Below are 23,546 nucleotides of genomic sequence, written 5' to 3'. Positions count from 1 at the left end.
AATTTTCAGCAAATAAACGAAAAAAGCGTTGGGGATGGTATAAATGTTTCGGAATCAGGGGGCTTTAGGTCGGGTGGAGGGGATTTGGGGGTGTGATGTGTGGTGATTTTGCAGGTGGGCTGGGTTATCGGTTTGATTGTGTGGGGGTTGTGGGGTGATCTTGTGCGGCGTGCGGCGGCGGGTTGGACAGTAAGGTTGGCGAGGAGGCGGGTTAATGGGGCTGGGAGCTGCAGTGTTTGGGTGCATTAGATTCTTGCCTGACACGTACTTCATTCGTTCTTTGTTTTGGGCCACGCCGAACCTAACCTAATGGATATCATAAGAATGTGCAAACAATGGCGAGTAGAAGGCCAAACGTGAAGGAGCCCCGACAGCCAGGAATTGCGCGGTAACTCCGGATGAGGTACGAACAAGGACCGAACGAGGTGTATCGCTGGGGCGATGGAAATGCGCTTGAGGTAATAATCAGAAGCGGATAAGGCTGCACTGACTATACAGTTTTCTGTTGATGGCTAAATGGGTTATATGATTGACAATCGTGAGGCCGTAGGAAATGTTAAAATGCCACGGAAAGTAACTATATGTCACGGAAAGCCACGGAATGCCACGGGTCTGTTCTTGGATAAACGTCGCTTGTGTAACTTCAAGTAAAATCCATCTTATGGCTCGACTTACCTCCATTCCTCCGTTCGTTGGTACTGTGGGTCCGATCACGGTATACCTGATGTATGACAGGTATTATTTGCGCACGCGCAGTTCGATTACCGGCAAAAGGATTAAGAAAGATCCGGCGTTCCGAAAGTTCAGGGCGTCGTCTGGACAGATGGCCCTGGCATCGCCCCTTGCTGCTTCCGTGTATGCACTGATACCCGAGCACCGCAGGAAGAAGAATCAATTCCGTATACTCGTCAGCGAGGCCAGGATCTGGTTAAAATATGGCTGGGAGCGGGAAGACATCTTCGACTACCTCAGTAAACAATATGCTGGCCGGCGGGGCGTAATGAAGGAATATCCCTGCACGAATCTGCGTATCAGTTATCGTGCACAATGTGCGTCATTGTGTGAAGAAGTGGTCGGGTTTGGAAAGAAGGACCTTGCTGAATTGCCGCCTGTTGAATTGCGTTTGTGGCAAAAGCGGGATAGGGAGTTTCGGAGAAAAAACAGAGAGGTGGATAGTCAGCATCATGGGTTGTTTACACCTAAACATCCCATATAAGATGAGGATTGCAGTATTGCAGACAAAAATGGTGTTATTCCTGAGCCTTGAAGAAGAAGAGTACCTGATCGTTTACTGCTACCTGAATGCATAAAATTCGAGAAGCGGGATCGGCTCTCCGTGATAATGCCTTGCATTGGCTGCATTTCCTTTGTCATACGGGGCCATTCTATTTTCCTCCATTTAAACTTTCGCGTCGGAGATGGGTCCGTATCGCGCTTTTTAGCGCTGCTGGAGGCGGACAAGTTCGTACTTGGTAGGGTAAAGGTTTGGAGGCTCGAGTGACCGATCGAAAGTCTCTCCCATTTGGGGAACGGTCCCCTTTCGTGTTCGGTGTAGGTTCGCTCTGTGTTCGCTCAGTGTTCGCCCTTCCCGGGTTGGGAAAGATCGTTTATTGGCGGGTAATGGAGAGCCGACTCGCCGGAAAGGATGTTTGAGACAGAAGTTGTGTATAGAGGTGCGTTTCGGTGCTGACGCGCAGGAAAAGGGGTTGAGGGGGCACTTGGGGGATAAGCTGCGTTTCGGGCGACTGAGAAGCAGGAAGGGTTTTGAGCCGGGGAGGATGCTTTTGCGTTGAAGGGTGTTTCCGACGGCTAGCAAGTACGAAAGGGATTTGAGCTAATGATGGTGGGTATAGGCTGCATTTTCTACTTAGGTGAAGCGATAAATTTGGATATGGGATGGTAGATATTGTAAATTAGACAGATCTGCTTCATCCGGGCTTCGCGGCTATGCTATTTGAATTGCTCATTTCGAGCAAACCCGCCATAGAACTGCATCCGCCAATCTAACTGAGCAAAAAAGCCCGTCCAGCCTACATTTGATGCCTGTTGCCTTACTGTTGCCTTGGAGTTCCCTTAGAGTTCCATTAGACTTCCCTTTAACCTAATGGGGGATTATTCAGGAGTTACTCGGGGAGTACCTAGTGCGTGACCGGGGGGAGATCTGAGAGCGGGTAAAGAGAGGGGGCTAGCTTGAGCTCTTTAATTGGAACTGGTGGTGTTTCAGGTGATTTTTCATGGTTGATTGCGAATTATCACCTAAATCGAGATTTACAGTCTTCCTCACAATCTTTTTATACTGCTATGTATAATTGGTTTTGGTGAAACCTAGGCAACCACATAAACTTAAAAAATCGGAGTCCATTCGGACCCCGATTTTGACTAGAAAAATAAGTATGGGATAATTTAGCAGGCGATACTACCCTAAGCAGCCCGGTTTGACTTCTTAATTTAAAGGCTGAATTATTCAATTCAACCAAATAATTAATATCCCTTATTTCTACTTTTCAGTGATTTTCTTCTTGTATAGTGTTAATACTATCCAAGTACTATTTACAAGTAGAAATGAAAACAATACTCCGTAAACTGCTACGCCCTCAATATTTTTGTTATTATAAGAATTGGTGTATTGAAGGCATTTATCTAGAAAGTAGATTGCCAAAACGCCTTGAAAAACCAACAAACTAATAAGCGCTATTTTCATTTATCTATTTTTTGTTTCGCCTGGGTAATCACGGCTGCTTTAAATTTAGCAGGTTCACCTGCTCCATAAGCCGTACCATCCGCGTTGAATTTTATCTTTTGACCTACAAAATAAGTGAGGCTTTGACTTTTCCTGCCACCAGCCGCACCAACAACTTCATAATTAATAGTCACCTGAACAAGCATTGTCGCGTTGTATTTGTGGTTTGTAGAATTATTTGAAGTAGACTGGCCAGCCGATTGCTCCCTTGATTGTTGATGTTTCGTACTTGCGCTTCCTCCATTACCATCCTTCCCCGCCTTTCCTTCATATCCATTTTCCGTTGATGCTCCATTCTTTGAGCCCGCATCTGCGCCTGACGATCCGCCAGTGGTTCCCAGATACTCATCAAAACTTTGCACCATTGGTGTGACATTAATACCTACTTGATCATGAAAGTCTACGCCAACTATGGGTATGCGAACGCCATCTTTAAAAATAGCACCAAAATCCATCACACCCGCGGTGCCTTTAAATCGATCCTGGACATACATCTTAAGGGCATTTTTCGACGCTGATACACTTTCCTCTCCTTCCGCACGGAAGTCTTCCTCAGGCTGATTTCCGAGACCGGAAGCAACATACAATACATCATTAACTATCTCGTCACTATTCATATTTTGCACTTCTGAGTGATCAGGTAACCTCCTGGGTTTTCTAGGATCCTGTTCTGTAACATCTTCCGTAGACATTCCATCGGGATCAATAAACCTTATTGGATTGTCAAGTCCGTAAACAAATGGCGACCAACGCCTACTAACTTCCGCCAGCGGATCTATCGCATGCCACCTGCCAATCTGCGCATCGTACATTCTCGCTCCGTAGTCGTACCAATCCAGACCGCTGCCATCACTGAACTCTTTCTCTTGCTTTTCCTTACCATTGTATTCATACTTATTGTCCAGTTTACCAACAGCTTTTGAACTGATGCCCGCCATGGTCAAGCCAAATGGATAATAGTGAGTTTCTTCGGTAATTGGCCCAGTGATATGCTGTACTGCCAGGTTATCAAAGAACACGTCCCAGTTCTGGGTTTCGTTGCTAACATAAATATACAAAAAACCGTTTTTTGAAATTGATACAGGGCCATTACTCGTCAGGGCATAAATAGCATCAGCATTTTGCACTGGTGTGGCACCGCTGCTGCCTGCAACATAATTAAGTTGTTCATCGAGCAAAATCCAGTTGAGATATGCTTTTGGTTTGCCGGTTTGATTGGGATTTTTGTTGCTTCTGAAGCTATTCACAGCTCCCAATAATGGACTTGTTGAGGTGTTGCTCAATGCCGCCAATGCTCCTTTGCTTTCGCCGGCAACTCCAATAATGCCAGAAGCCAGAGAGCTTAACATGTCCGCAATCGGATCTCCACCGGAATTGGTTGTTCCACCACTCTTGTAGAAGGATTTCACCGCAATATCAACCTTATCACCACTCATTACTTTCAACACGATCGCCGGTCCAACTTTATTGCCACTGCCGTTTGTACGCGCCAGGGAGTCGTTGGGATTCGTTGTTGCATCTACAGGATATCCACCTGGAACAAGGGCTTTCGAATAGCTGGTCTTGGGGATATTGTAGAACAGTTTATCTTCCGTTGCCCTGTAAGCTGCTTCCATAGAGGCCAGGTAATTGGCGGTATCCGTTTGCTCTGTCAATACCATACGCACATTACCCAGGTGATCCTTTAAGAAGTAGTCATACTGGAACTGGTTGGCCGTACTGCCTGTTGTAAATGTCCGCTTCGCTAATCTTAACCTGCCTTCCTCATGCCCTATGAATTGCAGTGTGTCGTTCTCGTATACCGAAGCACCGAGATAGAGCGTAGTTTTAGACGGTTTACCTGTTTCATCAACCACCTTTTTCAATTTGTTACCCATCGCATCGTAATAATAGGTAATACCACCTTTAACGGTTCCAGCCGGAGTCTTAACTTCCACATACCGAACCAATGCCAGTTGATTGTACGCTATACCGCCTTCTATGTCCTTATTTCGATCTGTATTCAGATTCCCGTTGGCTTCATAGGTATAGTCAACCGTTGAGTTCGTTTTACCCCCGGTCAGGCTTTGCATATATTTTCCCGATGCCCTAAAATCGCCCAGGGTCGTCGCCGTGTCATTGGCCCTGTCAATCACATTCATCAACTTGTTGCTATAAGTATAATAATTATACAACAAGCTATCGATAGTAACACTACTACCCTGCTTCAGTCCACGCTGGTTCATCGTGAGGATGTTGCCATTGGCATCATAGGTAACTCCAGTTGCCGTGAAGTCGATACCGGCGTTCCGGTTAAAACCATTACCGGTAAATTGTTTAAAGTCGGCATCAATCAGCCGATTCGCCACATCGTAACTAAAGTCATAGCGCCTCAACCTGCTGTCTCCCCCACTCTTCCAGAGCATGCCGGCAATATCGCCGTTGTAGCGTCGATTGGACGTGTAATTAGCACCCACGCCATTGACGGTAAGACTGGTTTTATCATAGGACAACTCAAATCCAAACCTATTGGCGGCGCTAATGGTATCCGTTGCGTATTCCCGGTTTGCACCCAGCATCCAGCCCCGCACGTTGTAGTCATAGGTGAGTGAGTCTAATGACCCGCCGCTTGCACCCGGCGCCAGGAATTTCTTCTTCAACTGCCCCAGCGCATCGTACTCATTGCGTACGATGGTTTGCTCAGTCTTTGACAATGATTGGCTGCCAATGGTACTGTTGACTGCTTTTTTAACGGTCAACAATCGCCCAAGATCATCGTAAGACAATTTAGTAACAATGATGTGTGATTGTGGATTGGCACCTCCTTTTTGTTGCTTTTGAACAACTACCAAGGGCTGACCGTTCCAGGCATATTGGGTCGTGGTAATATCTGTTCCGGCGGTAATATTGGTTGCTTTCGTTTGTACTATTCTACTTTTATCATCATAAATATTCAGCGTAAAAAAGTAGGAAACAACTGGCCCAACCACCCTTACCCGTGTGCCCGTGATCAGCCCCTTTTTATTCGTGGAGGGAGTGGTTGCCTGTGGATAAGGATAGCTTGCAGAAGGTGCATACAAATAAGAATCGAATGTATTGATGTAATTCGAATCTAGTGAGGAGGAGAAGCTATTCAACCAACTATAGTTGTCGTAAAATGTCTCTGTATAAACCTCTTCCACATAGTTATTCAGGTCAGGATAATTGGTACTGCTCCAGGCTGCATTAACATGGTAAGCAAGGTCTGCACAATAGGTTATATCAGGTATAAAGCCAGTGGAAACAGGACGATTCAGGTCATCATATTTTGTATACATCCACCCTTTGTAGCCCGTACGCATCTGACGATCCTGTGATAATACCAGCCTATCCCGCGCATCATATACCATCCAGGTTTCGCCACCATCGGCTACTTTCTTGCGTATCATACGTCCACGGGAATCGTATTCATACCGGAAACACAAATTCGGCAGCATATTTAGCAACGTGGCGTTGCTCCAGGTAGATGCAAATAAATGATTTACGGCAACCGGAGGGATCACCAGCCGAAGCCTGTTAAGATCGTCATACACATAATACGTGCACAGCCAATTAGGGTAGCTGATACCAGAGCCATCATCACCTGCCCCATTGACCTGGACTTTTTTCAATATGATCTGCCCCTCCTTATCCTTAAACTCAATCACCTGCTTGTTGTGCTCATTTACGGTGATTGTTTTAGAGAGTTCCCCGGCACCATAAACACCTGTCATCGAATAGGAGCCCCATTTATTAACGCTATCGATCACCTTCCAGATCTTTACGTCATCTGTTGCCGTATTGAAGTAGTACTTTGCTTTCACCGAATGGCGATTGGCTTCCGTGGCATCTCCCGCAGTGCCCACCCAGCTGGAGCCTGGTGCAAAACTCTCCAGCGTCCTGTTGAGCGGTGAAGTTTCGAAAGTGGTTTGTCCATAGGCCCAATTGAGGCTACCGGTGCCTACATTGGTCTCCAGGGGTTGACCCGTCAATTGGTTATTGTAAAACTGTACTTGTTGCTGGAACGGGTTAAGCTTGAATAAGCCATCATTAATTGAAGTATTACCGTCCTTATTATTGGCGGCAAACGGAAGATATTTAAACTTCTCCCGGCTAAACCCATCATAAACGACCGCTATTACCAGGTCAGTTGGGCCGCCGGAAGCACCCGTAGCCAATGAACCCTGCTTCACTACAGTCTGAATCGGGCGTCCCAACCCATCAACGTAGGTCGTTCCCTGTTTTACATCCTTCAATGGCCGGCCTGTTAACGTTGCCGCATTCTGTTCGGGCGCCGAAGCCTCCCAGGTGCGGATATAATTCACCTTTGCGTTTCCTTCATAAGGGATCTGGGGAGTTACCGGTGTTTGGGCTATTCCATCCGCACTTACCCCCAGTAGCAGCGAAACAATGAAATATTTATTCTTCTTAAATATTGTATGCATCGAAATCTTTTTCATTAGTTAGGTATTAGTTCATCTATGCTTGTAGCTGCCTTAATCCACTTCACAATGGCCTGAACTTACAATCACGAAATTGGCAGAATAGGTTAGGTCAGAAAATTTGTACCTCCAGGTACAATGCCAGGTGTAACCATTGACCTGCACTGAACTTACAAAGTCCAAAATGCCTGTTTCACAAACGCCATTTATACACTTCTTATCAATCGTGTTGCAACCGGGACATGGCAAGGGGCACGCATTTTCATCAGAAGAAATCGTAATCCAGCGGGTCTGATTATAGGTAAGGCTGCATGGATTTACATCCTTTTGCTCTTGCTCCCGTCCCCCGGTATTATTATTCTGTCCGTCCTTTACACACCGAGGCGTGGTGGTGGTATTTTGCCAAACCGCATTTGCCGAGCAACTTCCGGAAGCGCCTGTCTCGACCCAACGGAGCTGGTTATAAGTACTACTTGTTTGATTGATGTCCTTCTCTTCCCTTTCCTGGATAGTAGAACTATACAACGGATTAGATGCACAAGGTTTACACCTCGTTGCTCCCGTGGGCTGCCAGGTGGCAGTAGCAGATTCCTGCGGCACAAATTCATATTTATACCTTTTGATGATATTGCTATCGATATCCCTTACCATCAACAACCTAAGCATGTTGTCATATTCGAAATAGGAGGCTATTCCCAATTCATTGGTTTGGGAAGTAACACCCACAAATGGCTTATAGGTGAATGTTTTCATCATGGCATTCTGAGGATACAGCCTCACATCATCTATATGCGTACCGGAGACAGCTACCGATGAAGGATTGGTAAGCGACCATTCATAAAGCGTCCAACCGCGTGCTGAACGGAGGTTCTTTCCAGTTGCGCCATTTACGGTTACGCTTCCTTTGGCCCAGAGTTGTACAGTATAGGTGCCGGCTACTGCTACCGTCCAGGATATCGAACCCGTGAAATCATACATTCCCGTAAATGCTGTTCCCTCACTGGCGCTACCTGAGTTCAATTGCCAGCCTCCCAAGCCAGTACCGTCTTCAAAGCCGGCGTAAGCAAACTGCTGAACCGTAGCATTTTTCACCTCACAAACCGGTACTGCCCGAATGGTATCCCACAAGTAAGCAACAGGTATATTCGACTCCTTTTTCAACTCCTTTATATTTCCCCGGGTATCGTATTTGGCAAATACAAGATCAGTCTCCAGTGAGGCCGCTGGTGTTAACTTAGTTTTGATTGTATCGGGCAACACGATTGTACTGTCGCCAAACCAATCCCGATAAGTAACTTGTTTCTTTTGCATTACCGTTCCGCTCTTGTATAAAGATTGTTCGATAACGGGTGCTACAATGTTCTTACGAACCAGTTTTGCCATTACAGGATTTGAAGGAAAATCCGTAGGATACCTGGTCTCAGTCTTTACCTGCTCACCCTTACTATTGGTTGTAACCAAAAAGGTGGGTTGAATATTTACAGGAAGCCCATACTGGTAATCTGTTTTACTAATTGATGTGCCCCCTCCCGCATAATTTGTATTTGTTTTACTTTTCCGCCTGATCCACCAATTAGCGTAATGCGTTCTTGTTGCATCGAATGGTTCAAGGATGTCGGGGCGATCAGGAAACGGTTCCCAGTTTTTCCTTACAAACACTGAATAGACGGTTGGGTCGGAATAATATAGCGTTTCGTATTCATTTTCCTCCTTTTCTACAATTTGCTTATCCTTGTTAAATATCCATTTAGAGGATACCTCACCAGATAAAGTTGGAGCCTGCCCTTGCGGAAGATAGGGGATATCGCCACCATGTAGAGAAACCTGGTTTCCTCCCATTTCATTCGGGAAAAAGTTATACTGTGTGCCTCCATTGGCAAAGTTTGGATCATCGCTTTCAATCACCGATGTATAGTAAATAAGGCTTCCGCTTCCTACCGATCCATATACATCACTCGCCGTGTTTGAGGAATAGATATCGAGAAGGCAGTGCGTTTCATAAGCCCCAAAGTCTCCGCAAAAATTCTTCGAAACAGAAGTGCTATGAAAGATGGAATTCAGGTACTCTAACCCCGTTGACATTTGCAGATCAGTTAAACTGGCGTACTTGAAGTATTTGGAATAGTTGCCAAATGTTCCCGGCGACGAATAGTTGATTTGCTTTACACGTATTCCGGGTAACGAAGTTTCCACATAAACGGTGTCATAAATATCAGTCCAGCTATTATCATAATGCAGTGTTCCGTTGCCCCAGTTTATGCTTCCCTTCACTGTAAGCTCAAGCTTATAGTTATGGCCTGCCAATAAATTCACGTTAACATTATTGGTAGTTAGTCCCATCAGGGTAACTGTTGTAATCAATGTACTTGTACTCTCATCAAAAAGTTTCAAAACAACGGTATTGTGCCCAGGATCCTCCAGGTAACCGTCGTTGGGATCCGCATCTACGGCTGTTGCCATAAGTGTTCCAACCTGATCCTTATGTACCTCTATATTGTCGTACGTATAGGTCGCATAACCGATGCCGGCTCTATAGAGATCAACGTAAAAAGCCCTTTTGTTTACCTGATACCTGCCCGAAGTATTGGCCTCATATACAAACTCTTCCCTGCCACCCGTCGGGTACTTGATTTCAACCAGGGCACCTTTCATCGTTTCCGTCGTATTGAAAGATCTATGACTGATATCGATCGTATTGCTGGAATTTACCGAAGGTGGTATCAGGTAATTGTTGCCTGTTTGACCATTGTAAAAACCCAGATAATCCTGTGCGAAAGTGATCGGCAGCGGCACTTTATCAAGCTGATTATACGTTAAAGAATAATCAAAGGAAGTGTCCGTACCCGATTCTGTAGCATCATAATTGATCTGGCGAACTCTTGTCAGGAAGAATCGTCCGAGCGGCTTTCCCACTCCCGTGCCAGGAACGTCATAATAATTAAACCTGAATTCTTTTAATCCCGAAACTATAAATCCTTTAAGTCTCACATCCCCCGTAAGGTCTGTTTGATTTTCATAGTCGAACGACAGCCATTGCCCACTTGAAGTGGTGATGCCCGTAAGATAATGAGACTGGTAATTCACGCTATTAATTTGCGTAGTATAACTATTGCGCGACTCACAATCCCCACATTCCTGCCTTCCGCCTTGTTTTGCAACCTGCAAGGTTTGCGTAACACCTGTTCGCACATTCAGGGCGATCGGTGAGTATTGAAAATTGATAAAATCTCCGCTGGGCAATGTGATGGAGTTCAGGAAGAAGGCAGTGCGGGTCACCAGCTTGAAAGCACTATTAAACATCAGATTATTGCTGGTTGTTCTTTCGTAGGTCTCCCCGAATTTGAAACGCACCCCGTCGGGAGTCGTAATATAGAACGGACCGATGGAACTTGAAGTACTTGGAACAAAGCCTCCTCCCACTTCGATCTTTACATTACTGGTAGAGGTCATGCGGGGAATAAAATTATTGTCTAATACAAACTTCCCCGAATACCCATTACAACTGAATGAAAACTCGTCGGGCTGACTATCATACATCGAGTTGGGGTTTGACATATCCATGTAATAATTGTAGACAGAGTCGACATTGGCATACCAATCTGTCAACATCGGTCGACGAAGCGTCATTTCGTCGGGTTTACCTCTTACCGAGCGAGTGATCATTGCGTTGGCATTTAGCACCCAACCGTAACCCACCCTGGAAGAGGCTTCATCGGCTTTTAACCCTTGGGTGGAATAGGATAAGAATATCGGGAATGTAAAATCTCTGAGCTTAATGTCATACAAGGGAATTTTTGCCGACACGGCCCCAGTTGACATATTGGTGTTTCCCAATCCGGCTTTTACAAAAGCCCAGGGCTCGGGGGAAGCCGGTAACACTTCGGGCAACGTTACCGCATAATTATTGGTTTGTGCCATTGACGAAATACATAGCAACATCAACAGTATCAACGGATACGTTGAACTAAGAACTTTCTTCATGTAAATTGTGTGTTTCTTGAATAGAAATAGGTTGGCCGTTTGGGCAATTTTTGCAAACTGTCCATTGCCAAAAAGCAATTAAGAATTCAGAAAAAAATGAAAATTCGCTGTGCGATCTCTTTAGAGTAGAAATCTGGTTCGCTTACAATAAACGAAGGGGGCTTGGTTTGAGTCGGTAAGATGTGACATTCTTCTCATGATTGTTAAGATTTAGTTTAGGTTTATCAGGTAATTTGATTTCGTGCTCTTAGTTTATAGACGTTCTCTAAAAACTATACCCCACCCTAAACTTCAACGCCTGGGCTTTGGGTACCTGCTGGTAGCTGAGAAAATCCCACAGCAACTGCAGTTTTGTTTTTTTGAAGGTTGTGCTTTTGAGAGAGATGATCTTGCTGACGCCTACGAGTCCGCTTTGTTGCCATTCTTCTACCCGATGCTGATCCTGGGGAGTGAGTGTTTCGGTGTACGATAATGGCTGGTAGTTGTATTCGAATCCGCCGGAGGCGAAGAAACTGCCTTTGAGTTTTACGTCAAGGAATGAGCGCAATCCCGCCCCCTGGCTGCTGATGGAGATGTTACGGATATTCTTCCCCCACCCTACTTTGTAGCTGCCACCGATACCGATGATACTTTTATCACTCAGCTTGTAACCGACAGATAAACCGAGATCGGAAGTGGTGGGAAAGAAAACATTGGACTTCTGCGTTTGCAGATTGGAGCCATACTCCAATCGCTTCCAGAAGGATTTTGTTTTTTGGTTGTTGGGTTTGAAATTGGGCATATCCAGGTCGGCGCCACCGCCACCCAGTTTGCTGATCTTATCTTTCAGCTCATTCAACTGCGCCTGGGCTGCAGACAGATTCTGCTGCATCATCTGCTGCACATTGGGACCCGCTCCCAATTGGTTTTGCATCAGCTGTTGCACCTGACTGCGGGTTTGCAAACCGGCCAGACTTTGACCGCTCGCATATCCTGCCGGCACAGAAAATAATCCGGCCAGTTCGGAATGCTGCTTCATGAAGTCCTGGAAGGCGGGCAGTTTATTAAGAAGCGAAAGTGTTTTATTGAGTAGTTTGTCAGGATCATTCAACAAGTCCTTGTATTCCTGCACCTGTTGAGTGTAGTAATACATTTCCTTTTGAAAATCCTGATACCCTTTGGTGAGGCCAGCCGGCAGGTTCGTATAGCGGCTGAGCGTAGCCTTGATCTGTTCTTTACGCTGACGGATAAAAGCTTTTATTTCTTCGGTCTGTTGCAGTTTACCCTGGATCTGCTGCACTTGTTGTAAGGAACCGGTGATCTTTTTTGCTTCCTCGGAATTGAGCAGGTCCTTATTCTTTTCGAGGAATGAAAGAGATGTCTTGAGGGAGTCAACGTAAGGTAGGTATTGCCCGCCTGCCCTGCCGGTGATGGCTGTGGGATTTTTCAACTTCTCGGAGAGCTTCGCGTATTGTTCGGCTGATCCATCAAAAAGTTGTTTGGCGGCCGTCGAGTCGGTCTTCATCAGCTTGCGGCGCAACTTTTCTTCTTTGCGGGCCAGCCGTTGCAGGTATTTTTCAGTTTGACGGGTGAGTTGCTCTTCGAGTTTGTCAGCTTTCTTTTGAATGCGGTCGTTAAATTTAGCGGGAAGGCCGAGGATTTTGTCTGCAAATGTTGGATTATCCTGGGCTGTAGCGGAATGCAGCAGGATAAAGATCATTAATAGGACAAGGAGCCATGGGTTTCGCATGGTTAGTTAAGGTTAGGTCGGTTAAACAGGTAAGGTAATGTAGCAATCACTTAGCCAGGGGAGCAGCTCAATGTTGCTTTCAAATCGAAGTACGACTAAAACTTTCAAACGGACAAGGACAAACCCATAAGTGTGCAGTTTTGAGGCATAACTGTGCAGTTTTGGCGAATAAGTGAGAAGGCTTCGTGCTGAAAAAAGTGGTAACCGTGAAAACGATGTATCAATGAAGATGTGTAGGAAGGAAAAGATTGCCAAGCGACCTTGAGTTGATCACCCCCTAAAAATCAGAAAGGTGAAGGACGATTGCCGCTTCACCATTCTACAACGGGAAATATCACCCGCCTGCTTTAAGTAGTACTTAGACTACATTCACTATTTGAATACTGTTAAGTTACGATTTCCCTGCAATGCGCTCCAAATTTTGGACGCTCTACTTTTGCACACTTGTGTTAAATATGCATCTTCGCTTTCTTCGCCATCAGCTCCTCTACCGTCTCCTGGTACATTTCATCGGGCACACAGCAATCCACCGGACAAACCGCCGCACACTGAGGCTCTTCGTGAAAGCCCTGGCACTCCGTACATTTGTTGGGCGTAATATAATAGATATCAACACTAATGGGCGCCAGCCGCTCATCTGCATCCACCACCGAGCCATCCATCAGCGTGAAAGGGCCTTTTACATTGGTGCCGTCGGAGATCGCCCACTCAACCCCACCTTCATAGATGGCATTATTGGGACATTCCGGCTCACAAGCCCCACAATTGATACACTCTTCCGTGATCTTAATAGACATATATTCCTTGAATTTTAATGGATCGAATACAGTTATTTTGCACGACAAATATACGCTGTAATGAATTTACAACAACGGATAGATTTAGCGAAGCGCCTGGGAGAATATATTTTATCTTCTGACAATCAATGGACAGCAGTTAAAGAGCGCACTTCCCGTGAAAATGGATGGTTCACCCCCGAATTTATTGACCTCTCGGCTAACAGCATAGGTCAAGCCTATCTCAACCCAGCCGCCTTAACCGCCTGGGCCCATCAATACAGCATTCCGGAATCCACCCCGCAACCCAAAAACGTGGGTATCGTGATGGCCGGCAATATCCCCCTCGTTGGGTTTCACGACCTGCTTTCCGTTTTCATCAGCGGCCACCGCCAAACCATCAAACCCTCCTCGAAAGATGAAACCCTGATCAAGCACCTCGTGGAGCAACTTCATGCCTGGGAGCCCGCTACCCGCGACCTCATCGCCCTGCAACCCATGCTCAAAGGTTGCGACGCCTACATCGCCACCGGCAGCAACAACTCGGCCCGCTACTTCGACTATTACTTCGCCAAATACCCCCATATCATTCGCCGCAATCGCACTTCCGTAGCCATTCTCGACGGCAATGAAACCGTAGAACAACTGGCCCTGCTCGCCGACGACGTATACCAGTTCTTCGGCCTAGGCTGCCGCAACGTTACACAACTCTACGTTCCGGAGGAGTACGATTTCGTGCCCCTGCTCGAGACCTTCAAAAAATACGAACACCTGGCCGACCACCACAAATACAAAAACAACTACGACTATCAACTGGCCATCCTCATCATCAACAAGCAATACTACATGACCAATGGCAGCATCATCCTGCACGAAGCTGCTTCGCCCTTCTCCCCCATCAGCCAATTGCATTACACATTTTACAAGGATGAATTGGCAGTCACCGACGCTTTGACGGGAAATAATGACATCCAGTGCATCGTTGGAAAAAAATGGCTGCCCTTCGGCAAAGCTCAACAACCCGGCTTAACCGACTATGCCGACGGCATCGACACCATGCAATTCCTGGTAAGCCTGTAGTCTGGTACCGCAGATCACCTGTGTGTTACCACCCGGCAACTCATTTCAGTCCTTCCAAACTGCCTGATTATCTTTCGATTTCCGGGCCGATAGACGAAGCTAACTGTCTGAGTTCCCGGGTTTTTATGTTATATTTGTTAGACGAAGTACGAAGACTTTAGTAAATTAATTGTTAAACCACCACCATGTCGTGACCCATATTGATTCCGTGCTGTTATTTTTGTTGTGAGCAGGCACACAATTTGAAATCGTATTTTACCAAAAGCAATTAAAAACTTCAACGAATATGAACTTTAAACAAATAGCAGGCATAGTGATCCTCAGCGCTGCAACCTCGGTTGGTACCATGTGGGGCTACCAACGGTACAGCAAGTCCGACACCTACGTTTATCAGAATGACAACAACGACAGCGGTAAGATCCCGGCCAATTACGCCGACTTTAAAGGGCTGACGAACGCACCGGCCGATTTTGTGCCGGCCGCCAATGCAGCCATCCCCGCCACCGTGCACATCAAGACCAAAGCAACACGCGTTGCCAGCAACAACCTGCCACGCAGGAGTCCGTTCGGTGACCTGTTCGATATGGACCTCGATGATTTCTTCGGCGACCGCTCCCGCTCCATTCCGCAAATGGCTTCCGGTACCGGCGCCATCATCAGCGAAGATGGTTATATCGTGACCAACAACCACGTAATTGACGGGGCCGACGAGATCAACGTTACCCTGAACAATAAAAGATCTTTCAAAGCTAAACTGGTAGCTGCCGATCCCAGCAGTGACCTCGCCGTGATCAAAGTAGACGCGAAAGGCTTGCCCTTCCTCATCTATGGTAACTCCGACGATGTAAAGGTTGGTCAGTGGGTACTGGCTGTGGGTTATCCACTCACTTTGGAAACTACCGTTACCGCCGGTATCGTTAGTGCCAAAGGCCGCACACTCGACATCAACAGCCGCCAGAGCCGCACGCCGGTTGAGTCTTTCATCCAGACCGACGCTGCCGTGAATCCCGGCAACAGTGGTGGTCCGCTCATCAACACCGATGGTAAACTGATCGGCATCAACTCGGCCATCGCATCACCAACCGGTGCTTATGCCGGCTACTCTTTCACCATTCCGGTCAACATCGTTAAGAAGATCGTTGCCGACCTCATGAAACACGGCACCGTACAAAGAGCTTACCTCGGTATCGAGTATCCCCGTGAAAACCTGAGCGAAGACGTGAAGGAACAAAACGGTATTAAAGAAGGCGAAGGTGTATATGTACTGAATGCCCGCACGGAAGGTGCCGCTGCCGCTGCCGGCATCAAGAAAGGCGATATCATCACCAAGATCAATGGCGTTCCTGTTGTAAGCGGCGCCGATATGGTGGGCCAGATCGCTACTTACCGCCCTGGCGATAAAGTATCCATCACCTACAAACGCGAGGGTAAAGAATTTACTACGCCCGTTACGTTGCGTAATGAAACAGGTTCTACCGATATCGTGCGCACTTCTGTGCTCAGCAAGCTGGGCGCCGAATTTGAAACCCTCAGTAAGGAAGACGCCAAGGAACTGGGTGTGAATGGCGGTGTGGTGATCAAATCTATCACCGGCCGTGGCGCACTCGCCAAAGTACGCGTTCAGGAAGGTTATGTGATCCTGAAGGCCGATGGCAAAGAAGTGAAAAATGTAGACGATTTCAGGAAGATCCTTGAAAACGCTACCGGTAACGTGAAAGTAGAAGGTATGTATCAGGGTTACGAAGGCATTTACCCCATCGTGATCCCCATGAACAGCGGTAACTAATTTCTCTTTTCATAAAAGTGCTCAGCGGAACTCCCCACAGGAGTTCCGCTTTTTTATGCGCGGTACGCAAACGCCGTCATAACTGGTGCCGTTGTGGTCCGGTGTACTGCTGGTAGATATTGTTGTTATTGATCGGTCAATACGAGGTATTCCCAGGCTTTGAGTTCGAGGGTCTGCCTTGGAGCAATGGAGTAAGTCTTGTGATCGAATATGTTGATGAATACGCCTTTTATCTGCGTATCGGTGAGTTGTAAGGAGACCGGCTGGGCCGACAGGTTCAGTATCACCAGCAACTGGCGTTGCTCGTACCGCCTGATGTATACCAGCGCCCGGTCGTCGGCATTGGTGGCAATCCTTTCGGGCTGCGTATCACGTGCCGTATCGATGGCAGGATGCTGCTTACGCAGCCCGTGAAGGGCTTTGTAAAACTCATGCAGCTGATTCCTGCCTGTCCACTCGATCGGATCCTTATCGAAGAATTTCAGCCGTTTGAGATTGGGCAGTTCCTGCCCGCTATAGATAAGCGGTATGCCAAACCAGGTGGCGTTGAATACCGCCAGCGGCCGCGCAGCCCCATCATACTTTTCATACTCCGTCCCATTCCAACTGTTCTCATCATGGTTGGAAGTAAAGAACAGCGGGCAAGTGCCGGACGGATACTCCTGCCGGTACAGTTGCAACAGATCAACGAGGCTTCCCAGCGTAAGCTGCGCCTTCGCAAACTTTTCCGTATGGTGCATCCAGCGCCAGGCGTAGCAGATATCGAATACATCGAGGTATGGAAGGTCTTCCGTTTCGCCCAACCAGAACAATGATTTGATGGGCTCCAGCGCCACCCGGGCCTGCCGCCAGAAATCGAGCGGCACCAGGTGGGCCATATCGCAACGGAATCCATCGATATTGCATTCGCGCACCCAAAAGGCCATGGCATCGATCATCGCCTGCCGCATGGGTTGATCGTAATAGTTGAGATCGATCACATCGTCCCACCCGTGGGTATCGTAGAATTTTCCGTCGATGTTCTTTTTATAAAAGCCGGGATTGCTGGTAGCCCACACATGGTCGAGCCCGGTATGGTTGGCCACCCAATCGATGATGACCTTCATGCCGGCCTCATGGGCTTTTTGCACGAGGTTTTTGAAATCAGCTACGGTGCCAAACTCGGGATTGGTTGTTGTGTAATCGGAGCAGGCATAATAGCTGCCCATGGTGCCTTTACGGCCTTCCAGGCTGATGGGAGTGATGGGCATGAACCAGAGGATCTCTACGCCCATATCGGCCAGTCGGGGCAGGTGTTGTGCAAAGGCATGAAAGGTGCCTTCGGGGGTATATTGGCGGATATTGACTTCATAGATATTCGAATCTGTGCTCCAGGCTACCGGTGTAAAACGTCTCAACATAGTTCATTAAGGATTGGAAACGATACGAATATAGCCCATCTGACCGTATATGGGGCATTCACCGGCAAGTTTGTACCTTTGTCACGATGAAATCGTTTAATGTTCCCATCATATATCGCAGTCCGCTGATCAACGCCGTCAAGGCCTCCCGGAAAGCGGCCGACAAGATGAAAAAGGACTTCACCCCTACCCTGCTCAACCTCGGCCCCTTACAGATCTACCTGGCCCGCCATTTTGGTTTTTGCTACGGCGTAGAGAACGCTATTGAAATTTCCTTTCGCACGATAGAAGAGAATCCCGGCAAGCGCATCTTTTTGCTGAGTGAGATGATCCACAACCCACAGGTCAATGCCGACCTGCAACAAAGAGGTGTACAGTTTTTACAGGATACCTACGGCCAGCAGCTGATCCCTTTTGAATCGCTGACGCCCGAGGATGTGGTCATCATCCCGGCTTTCGGCACCACGCTGGAGATCGAAGCCAAACTGAAGGGTTTTGGCATCCCTACCGAAAAATACAATACCACCTGCCCCTTTGTGGAGAAAGTATGGAACCGGAGTGAGCAGATCGCGAAGAAAGGCTATACCATTGTGATCCATGGTAAGCCCAAACACGAAGAAACGCGCGCCACGTTTTCACATGCCGCGGAAAACGCTCCCTCTGTGATCGTGAATGATATGAATGACACGGAACTGCTGGCTCAATACATTACCGGTGAACAGGATCCCGATAGCTTCTACTCGAGCTTTGCCGGCCGTTATTCCGAAGGATTTGATGTTACCAAACACCTGCAAAGGATCGGGGTGGTGAACCAAACGACGCAGCTAGCTACCGATACGCAAGCCATTGCCGATTACCTCAAACAAACCATGCGGCAGCATTATGCCCTCACGGATGCTACGATCGGCGAACGCTTTGCCGATACGCGCGACACGTTGTGTTACGCCACCAACGACAATCAAACGGCCATCACCCATATGCTGCAAACGCCAGCCGACCTGGCTATTGTTGTGGGCGGCTACAATTCTTCGAATACGACGCACCTGGTGGAGCTGTGCGAAGAAAAATTGCCTACGTACTTTATCAACTCAGAAGAGAAGCTGCTTTCGCGTACAGATGTGCTGCATTACAACTATCACTCAAAGCAGGAAGTGCTGACTTCGTCCTTTTTACCAGACCAATCTCCTTTGCGCGTATTGATCACGAGCGGCGCTTCATGCCCCGATGCCCTGGTGGAAGGCGTGATCCGCAAACTAGCGAGCTTTTATGGTGTAGAAGAGAAGATAGACGAACTGGCGGCCTCATTTGAATAACCGCTGGTGACTTCCGGCTTTATGCCGGTTCTTTTTCTTTGGTCAGTTGCCATTTGCGGGCTAACTGCTGTATCGTTTTCTTATAAGTTTCCAGTGCGGCCTTTTCCTGTTTTATGAAGGAATTGTCTTCCAGTTTACCGATCACCTTGTTCATCGCTTCTTTGGTTTCATAGACCATCTGGCGGAACGGGTTGCGGTAATCTTTGGCCCTCGATTCATAGATTCCTTCTACCATCCATTCTTTGGTTTGCACGCTTTGCTGCAGCATTTGCCTGATCGTTGCTGGCGTGGCTTTTTTCAGGTTGATGCCCAGCACAGCTTTCACAGCCGCGGCTGCATGGTGTAGTTTTTCCTCCAGATAGTTGTCAGACTGTTCTGTATAGAACGCATGGATGTCATTCCAGCTCCTTACGCGGCCGCCATGCACCTGTTTGATGAGTTTGTCGAGCGATGCCCGCTGTATGAGCTGTCCGCCCGCATTGATCCAGGGTGTAATAACCGCCTTAGCGGGCAACGCTTCCTGTACCTGCTCCCAGGTCTTCAATCCTTGCTGCTTGCTGTATTCGAGTATTTGTTGTACGGCGTAGTAGTTAACCAGTTCCTTGAAGATGCGGTAAGCCGCCGGTACTTTTACCAATACAACGGGTCGGCTACTGTTCTCAAAACCTTCTGCCAGTATCTCGAGCTCCTTCAATATCGGATCGTTGTTGTCGAGCAGTTTTTTGCCGATGGCGATGACGTCTTCCTGCGTCAGTTTCTTGTGATTGCCTTCCCGACGCAACCAGGCCTTACCGGTGTATAGCTGCAATAACTCCAGCGACTTGACGATCTCGTTGACCGAATCGGGCGCCAGGAAGCTGAATTCTATGTGCTGGGTTTTGTTGATGCGCTTGTCGCGGTCTACATACTTCCACGAGTTGCGTGCCAGTGCATACATGTTGTAGAGGAACCAATAGGCCGGCATTACAACCAACCTGTTATTGGTAACATCATTGCTCACCAGGCTGAATGGTATGGGTATATCGAGTTCGACCGGAAAATCGCCCTTGGCCAGGATGGTAAAGGTGGCGAAGCGGGAGTTGTGCTTAATACTTACACACAGGCCCGGCCAGAAGCCACGGCCGGCAACGAGTTCTCCATCCGGACTACGGCTGTTGTGGTTGGAGCCAATGGTGGCGCCGGCAGCCATATTGCTTTGTCCCTGTACCAGCGCGGCACAGAGGAAAGAGTTGTTGTGGTGTTGTTCGTGGGCGGGGAAGATCAGCGAATTGAGCACCTCGCAGCACGATATCGTTGAATTATCGCCGAGATAAGAGTTGATCAGGCGGGCGCCGTATTTCAGTTGCGAATGGGAGGCGAGGAAAAAACGTACGGCCTTCACGCCGTAGAACAGGCGACAACCGTAATCTACGATCCCATTCACCAGTTCGCACCCTTCTCCAACCTGTGTAGGCGCTTCAGCGGATGAATTGATGGTGACATTCTTGATCTTGTTGGCGCCTTTGATATACGCATCGGTGCCCACCTTTACATCTTTTACGATGCGGCAGTTCTTGATCACCGTACGATCACCGATGGTACCATAATAGCCTCGCCGGGTATCGAAACGCTGTTGGGTGAAGAGCTTGAGTTTATCCTGCAAAATTTCGTCGTCGCGATGCTGTGTCCAGAGCCAGGCATCGCCGGGCAACATGCCATCGAAGGGAATGATGCTGCGGCCTGCATTTTCATTACACACTTCGAGCCAGATGCGGATGTTTTCGGCCTCCCCTTCTTTGAGTATACCGTTGCCAAATTTGGAGTGGTCGGTAGCATCGATCTCATTGATGTTAACGAGTATCACTTCGCTGCCAGTAATGTAGTGTGAGATGAAATTTACATTGTCGACCACTACATTGTCGCCAAAATCGCAACTGATGATCGTGCTGTTGTACAAGCCCACAGGCCGGCGCAGGTTGTGGAACTCGAGATAATAGGGCTCGAGTTTGCCGATGCGTACGAGGCCGAAGAACTTACAGTTCTGCACCAGTTCGGGATTGAAGGCATCGGACACGAGGATATGGTTCCAGTTGTCGGACGTATTGCGGTTGCGCACCAGCACCTCGATCTCGTAGGCCGAGAGTTGCCGGTACCGGATGCCATTGATGTTTTGCTGATTACGCAGGTAATATTCATCCTTTCCCTTGGGCAGATACTCTGCAGGAATAAAGTGGTAACCCAGTGTGTTCAAGGGGCTTTTCTTAATAATGTTCATAGCTGATCGTGTTACAGGTTACTTTGTGTTCCGCGGGCGGTGACCCGTGAACGTTTATTCTACCGTTACACTCTTGGCCAGGTTGCGGGGCTTATCGACATCCAAGCCCTTGGCCACGCCAATGTAATAAGCCAGCAATTGCAGGGGGATCACACTAAGCATGGGAGCTACCAGCTCATCGGCGGCAGGCACCACAATCACATCATCTGCCATTTTGCTGATGACATCATCGCCTTCGGAGATCACGGCGATCACTTTTCCTTTGCGGGCTTTGATCTCCTGGATATTGCTCACGATCTTTTCGTGGTAGGAGTCTTTGGTAGCCACAAACACCACAGGCAGTGATTCGTCTACCAGCGCGATGGGGCCGTGTTTCATTTCTGCGGCCGGATAACCTTCGGCATGTATGTAGGATATTTCTTTCAGCTTAAGGGCTCCTTCCAGGGCTACCGGGAAATTGTAGCCGCGGCCGAGGTAGAGGAAATCTTTGGCGTCTTTGTATTTGGCAGCCAGCTTCTGCACGGCATCGGCTGTTTGCAGGGCCGCGGGCACTTTATCGGGAATCTCCTGCAGCTCGTTGACCAGGTGCATGAAGCGTTTGTTATCGATGGTGCCTTTTTCGTAAGCGATCTTCAGGGCGATCATGGTGAGCACCGCCAGCTGGGCTGTGAATGCTTTGGTACTGGCCACGCCAATTTCGGGACCTGCGTGGGTATAAGCACCCGCATTGGAGATACGGGCGATGGAAGAACCCACCACATTCACGACACCAAAGATGATGGCGCCCTGTTCCTTCGCTTTTTCGATGGCCACGAGGGTATCGGCGGTTTCCCCGCTTTGCGATACCGCGATGATCACATCGCCTTTATGGATGACAGGATTGCGGTACCTGAATTCCGAAGCGTATTCAACCTCTACGGGGATGCGACAAAGCTCTTCGATCACGTATTCGGCTACAAGGCCGGCGTGCCAGCTGGTGCCGCAGGCCACGATCATGATACGGTTAGCATTCTTCAATTGCTCAATATTGTTCTGCACGCCGGCCATGGTGATGGTGCCGGCAGCTGCATCGAGACGACCACGTAAACAATCGAATATGGTATGCGGCTGTTCGAAGATCTCTTTGAGCATGAAATGTTCGTAACCGCCTTTTTCGATAGCGGCCAGTTCCATATCGAGCTTGGTAACAAAAGGCGTGATCTTCTCGTTGCCGAGGTTTTTCAGGATCAATTCGTCGGGCCGCACGATGGCCAGTTCATAGTCGTTGATGTACACCACCTCTTTCGTGTATTCGATGATGGGCGATGCATCGGAGGCGAGGAAATGTTCGCCCTTGCCGATTCCGATCACCAGCGGACTTCCTTTGCGGGCCGCGATCAGTGTATCGGGATTATCCTGGTCGATGAGCACGATCACGTAGGCGCCGGTAACACGCTTCAAGGCGATGCGTACGGCTTCTTCCAATCCACAATCGTTGTTGAGCTGTATATCTTCAATAAACTTCAGCAGTACTTCGGTATCGGTATCGCTGCTGAATGTGTAGCCTTTTTTTTGCAATTCACCCTTGAGCTGGGTATAGTTTTCGATGATGCCATTGTGTATCATGGCCAGTTTACCATTGGCCGACATGTGCGGGTGGGCGTTACGGTCGCTGGGTTCACCATGAGTGGCCCAACGGGTATGCCCGATGCCTGCATTGGCATGAAGGTCTTTGCCTACGAGGCTTTCTTCCAGCTCGGCTACCTTGCCTTTTTTCTTATATACTTTCAGACCAGCGTTGAGCAACGCAACACCTGAACTGTCATATCCACGGTATTCGAGACGTTTCAATCCTTTCAGAATAACGGGGTAGGCCTCTTTGGGGCCGATATAAGCTACTATTCCACACATACGTAATTGGTTTCGAGTTACTGGTTTAAATGATCGTTGTGTACCGGTTCTTTTCGTCAGTTTGGTGATTAGGGCTTTCGCCTCCATTGGCGAAACGGCATGAACAATCGTTTGCGCAATTTATTGAAAATTATGAGGATTGTGCAAGTTTCTGCATT

General features: G+C 48.0%; 11 protein-coding genes. 4 read left to right on the top strand and 7 right to left on the bottom strand.

Features of this window, described 5'->3' with window-relative positions:
- Positions 1-661: 661 nt before the first annotated feature.
- On the top strand, positions 662-1,216 hold the full coding sequence (locus P2H89_RS16170; RefSeq protein ID WP_275828620.1) for a hypothetical protein: 555 nt from the start codon (positions 662-664) through the stop codon (positions 1,214-1,216).
- 1,481 nt (positions 1,217-2,697) lie between these two features.
- On the opposite strand, the gene P2H89_RS16165 is transcribed toward P2H89_RS16170, so the two are convergent.
- The 4 genes from P2H89_RS16165 to P2H89_RS16150 all read right to left on the bottom strand — a co-directional run bounded on the left by P2H89_RS16165 (position 2,698) and on the right by P2H89_RS16150 (position 13,686).
- Positions 2,698-7,182: a DUF6443 domain-containing protein gene (locus P2H89_RS16165; RefSeq protein ID WP_275828618.1), complete on the bottom strand. Its 4,485-nt coding sequence runs from the start codon at positions 7,180-7,182 to the stop codon at positions 2,698-2,700.
- Between the two features lie 51 nt (positions 7,183-7,233).
- Positions 7,234-11,160 carry a hypothetical protein gene (locus P2H89_RS16160; RefSeq protein ID WP_275828616.1) on the bottom strand — a complete coding sequence of 1,309 codons (3,927 nt, stop codon included), beginning with the start codon at positions 11,158-11,160 and terminating at the stop codon, positions 7,234-7,236.
- Between the two features lie 265 nt (positions 11,161-11,425).
- Complete coding sequence (locus P2H89_RS16155; RefSeq protein ID WP_275828614.1) at positions 11,426-12,889, bottom strand: hypothetical protein; 1,464 nt, start codon at positions 12,887-12,889, stop codon at positions 11,426-11,428.
- Positions 12,890-13,338: 449 nt separating this feature from the next.
- Positions 13,339-13,686, bottom strand: a complete 348-nt coding sequence (locus P2H89_RS16150) for a 4Fe-4S dicluster domain-containing protein (protein WP_345799369.1) — start codon at positions 13,684-13,686, stop codon at positions 13,339-13,341.
- A 60-nt stretch (positions 13,687-13,746) separates the two neighbouring features.
- Here P2H89_RS16150 and P2H89_RS16145 point away from each other — a divergent pair, with 60 nt between their 5' ends.
- A complete protein-coding gene (locus P2H89_RS16145; RefSeq protein WP_275828610.1) occupies positions 13,747-14,745 on the top strand; it encodes an acyl-CoA reductase in 999 nt (332 codons plus the stop codon).
- A 286-nt stretch (positions 14,746-15,031) separates the two neighbouring features.
- Positions 15,032-16,531 (top strand): trypsin-like peptidase domain-containing protein, encoded by a 1,500-nt coding sequence (locus P2H89_RS16140; protein WP_275828608.1) that lies wholly within the window; start codon positions 15,032-15,034, stop codon positions 16,529-16,531.
- Between the two features lie 125 nt (positions 16,532-16,656).
- Here the strand turns inward: P2H89_RS16140 and P2H89_RS16135 are convergent, their stop codons facing one another.
- A complete protein-coding gene (locus P2H89_RS16135; RefSeq protein ID WP_275828606.1) occupies positions 16,657-17,931 on the bottom strand; it encodes an alpha-amylase family glycosyl hydrolase in 1,275 nt (424 codons plus the stop codon).
- A gap of 86 nt (positions 17,932-18,017) precedes the next feature.
- On the opposite strand from P2H89_RS16135, the gene P2H89_RS16130 reads away from it, so the two are divergent.
- Positions 18,018-19,244, top strand: a complete 1,227-nt coding sequence (locus P2H89_RS16130) for a 4-hydroxy-3-methylbut-2-enyl diphosphate reductase (protein ID WP_275828604.1) — start codon at positions 18,018-18,020, stop codon at positions 19,242-19,244.
- Positions 19,245-19,263: 19 nt separating this feature from the next.
- Here the strand turns inward: P2H89_RS16130 and P2H89_RS16125 are convergent, their stop codons facing one another.
- Together P2H89_RS16125 and glmS are read right to left on the bottom strand one after the other, a co-directional pair.
- Positions 19,264-21,498 (bottom strand): DUF4954 family protein, encoded by a 2,235-nt coding sequence (locus tag P2H89_RS16125; protein ID WP_275828601.1) that lies wholly within the window; start codon positions 21,496-21,498, stop codon positions 19,264-19,266.
- A gap of 54 nt (positions 21,499-21,552) precedes the next feature.
- Positions 21,553-23,388 (bottom strand): glutamine--fructose-6-phosphate transaminase (isomerizing), encoded by a 1,836-nt coding sequence (gene glmS, locus P2H89_RS16120; protein WP_275828600.1) that lies wholly within the window; start codon positions 23,386-23,388, stop codon positions 21,553-21,555.
- Between the last annotated feature and the right edge of the window lie 158 nt (positions 23,389-23,546).

It is taken from the genome of Paraflavitalea sp. CAU 1676, from assembly GCF_029223285.1.
Taxonomy (GTDB): domain Bacteria; phylum Bacteroidota; class Bacteroidia; order Chitinophagales; family Chitinophagaceae; genus Paraflavitalea.
The sequence above is the reverse complement of the archived record's forward strand: the minus strand, read 5'-3'. Positions and strand labels throughout refer to the sequence as shown.

Bases quoted from the DNA above. Each gene is read 5' to 3' on its own strand.
- P2H89_RS16135 (WP_275828606.1), bottom strand. From the start codon at position 17,931: ATGTTGAGACGTTTTACACCGGTAGCCTGGAGCACAGATTCGAATATC.
- P2H89_RS16155 (WP_275828614.1), bottom strand. From the start codon at position 12,889: ATGCGAAACCCATGGCTCCTTGTCCTATTAATGATCTTTATCCTGCTG.
- P2H89_RS16165 (WP_275828618.1), bottom strand. From the start codon at position 7,182: ATGCATACAATATTTAAGAAGAATAAATATTTCATTGTTTCGCTGCTA.
- P2H89_RS16150 (WP_345799369.1), bottom strand. From the start codon at position 13,686: ATGTCTATTAAGATCACGGAAGAGTGTATCAATTGTGGGGCTTGTGAG.
- P2H89_RS16145 (WP_275828610.1), top strand. From the start codon at position 13,747: ATGAATTTACAACAACGGATAGATTTAGCGAAGCGCCTGGGAGAATAT.
- P2H89_RS16125 (WP_275828601.1), bottom strand. From the start codon at position 21,498: ATGAACATTATTAAGAAAAGCCCCTTGAACACACTGGGTTACCACTTT.
- P2H89_RS16140 (WP_275828608.1), top strand. From the start codon at position 15,032: ATGAACTTTAAACAAATAGCAGGCATAGTGATCCTCAGCGCTGCAACC.
- glmS (WP_275828600.1), bottom strand. From the start codon at position 23,388: ATGTGTGGAATAGTAGCTTATATCGGCCCCAAAGAGGCCTACCCCGTT.
- P2H89_RS16170 (WP_275828620.1), top strand. From the start codon at position 662: ATGGCTCGACTTACCTCCATTCCTCCGTTCGTTGGTACTGTGGGTCCG.
- P2H89_RS16160 (WP_275828616.1), bottom strand. From the start codon at position 11,160: ATGAAGAAAGTTCTTAGTTCAACGTATCCGTTGATACTGTTGATGTTG.
- P2H89_RS16130 (WP_275828604.1), top strand. From the start codon at position 18,018: ATGAAATCGTTTAATGTTCCCATCATATATCGCAGTCCGCTGATCAAC.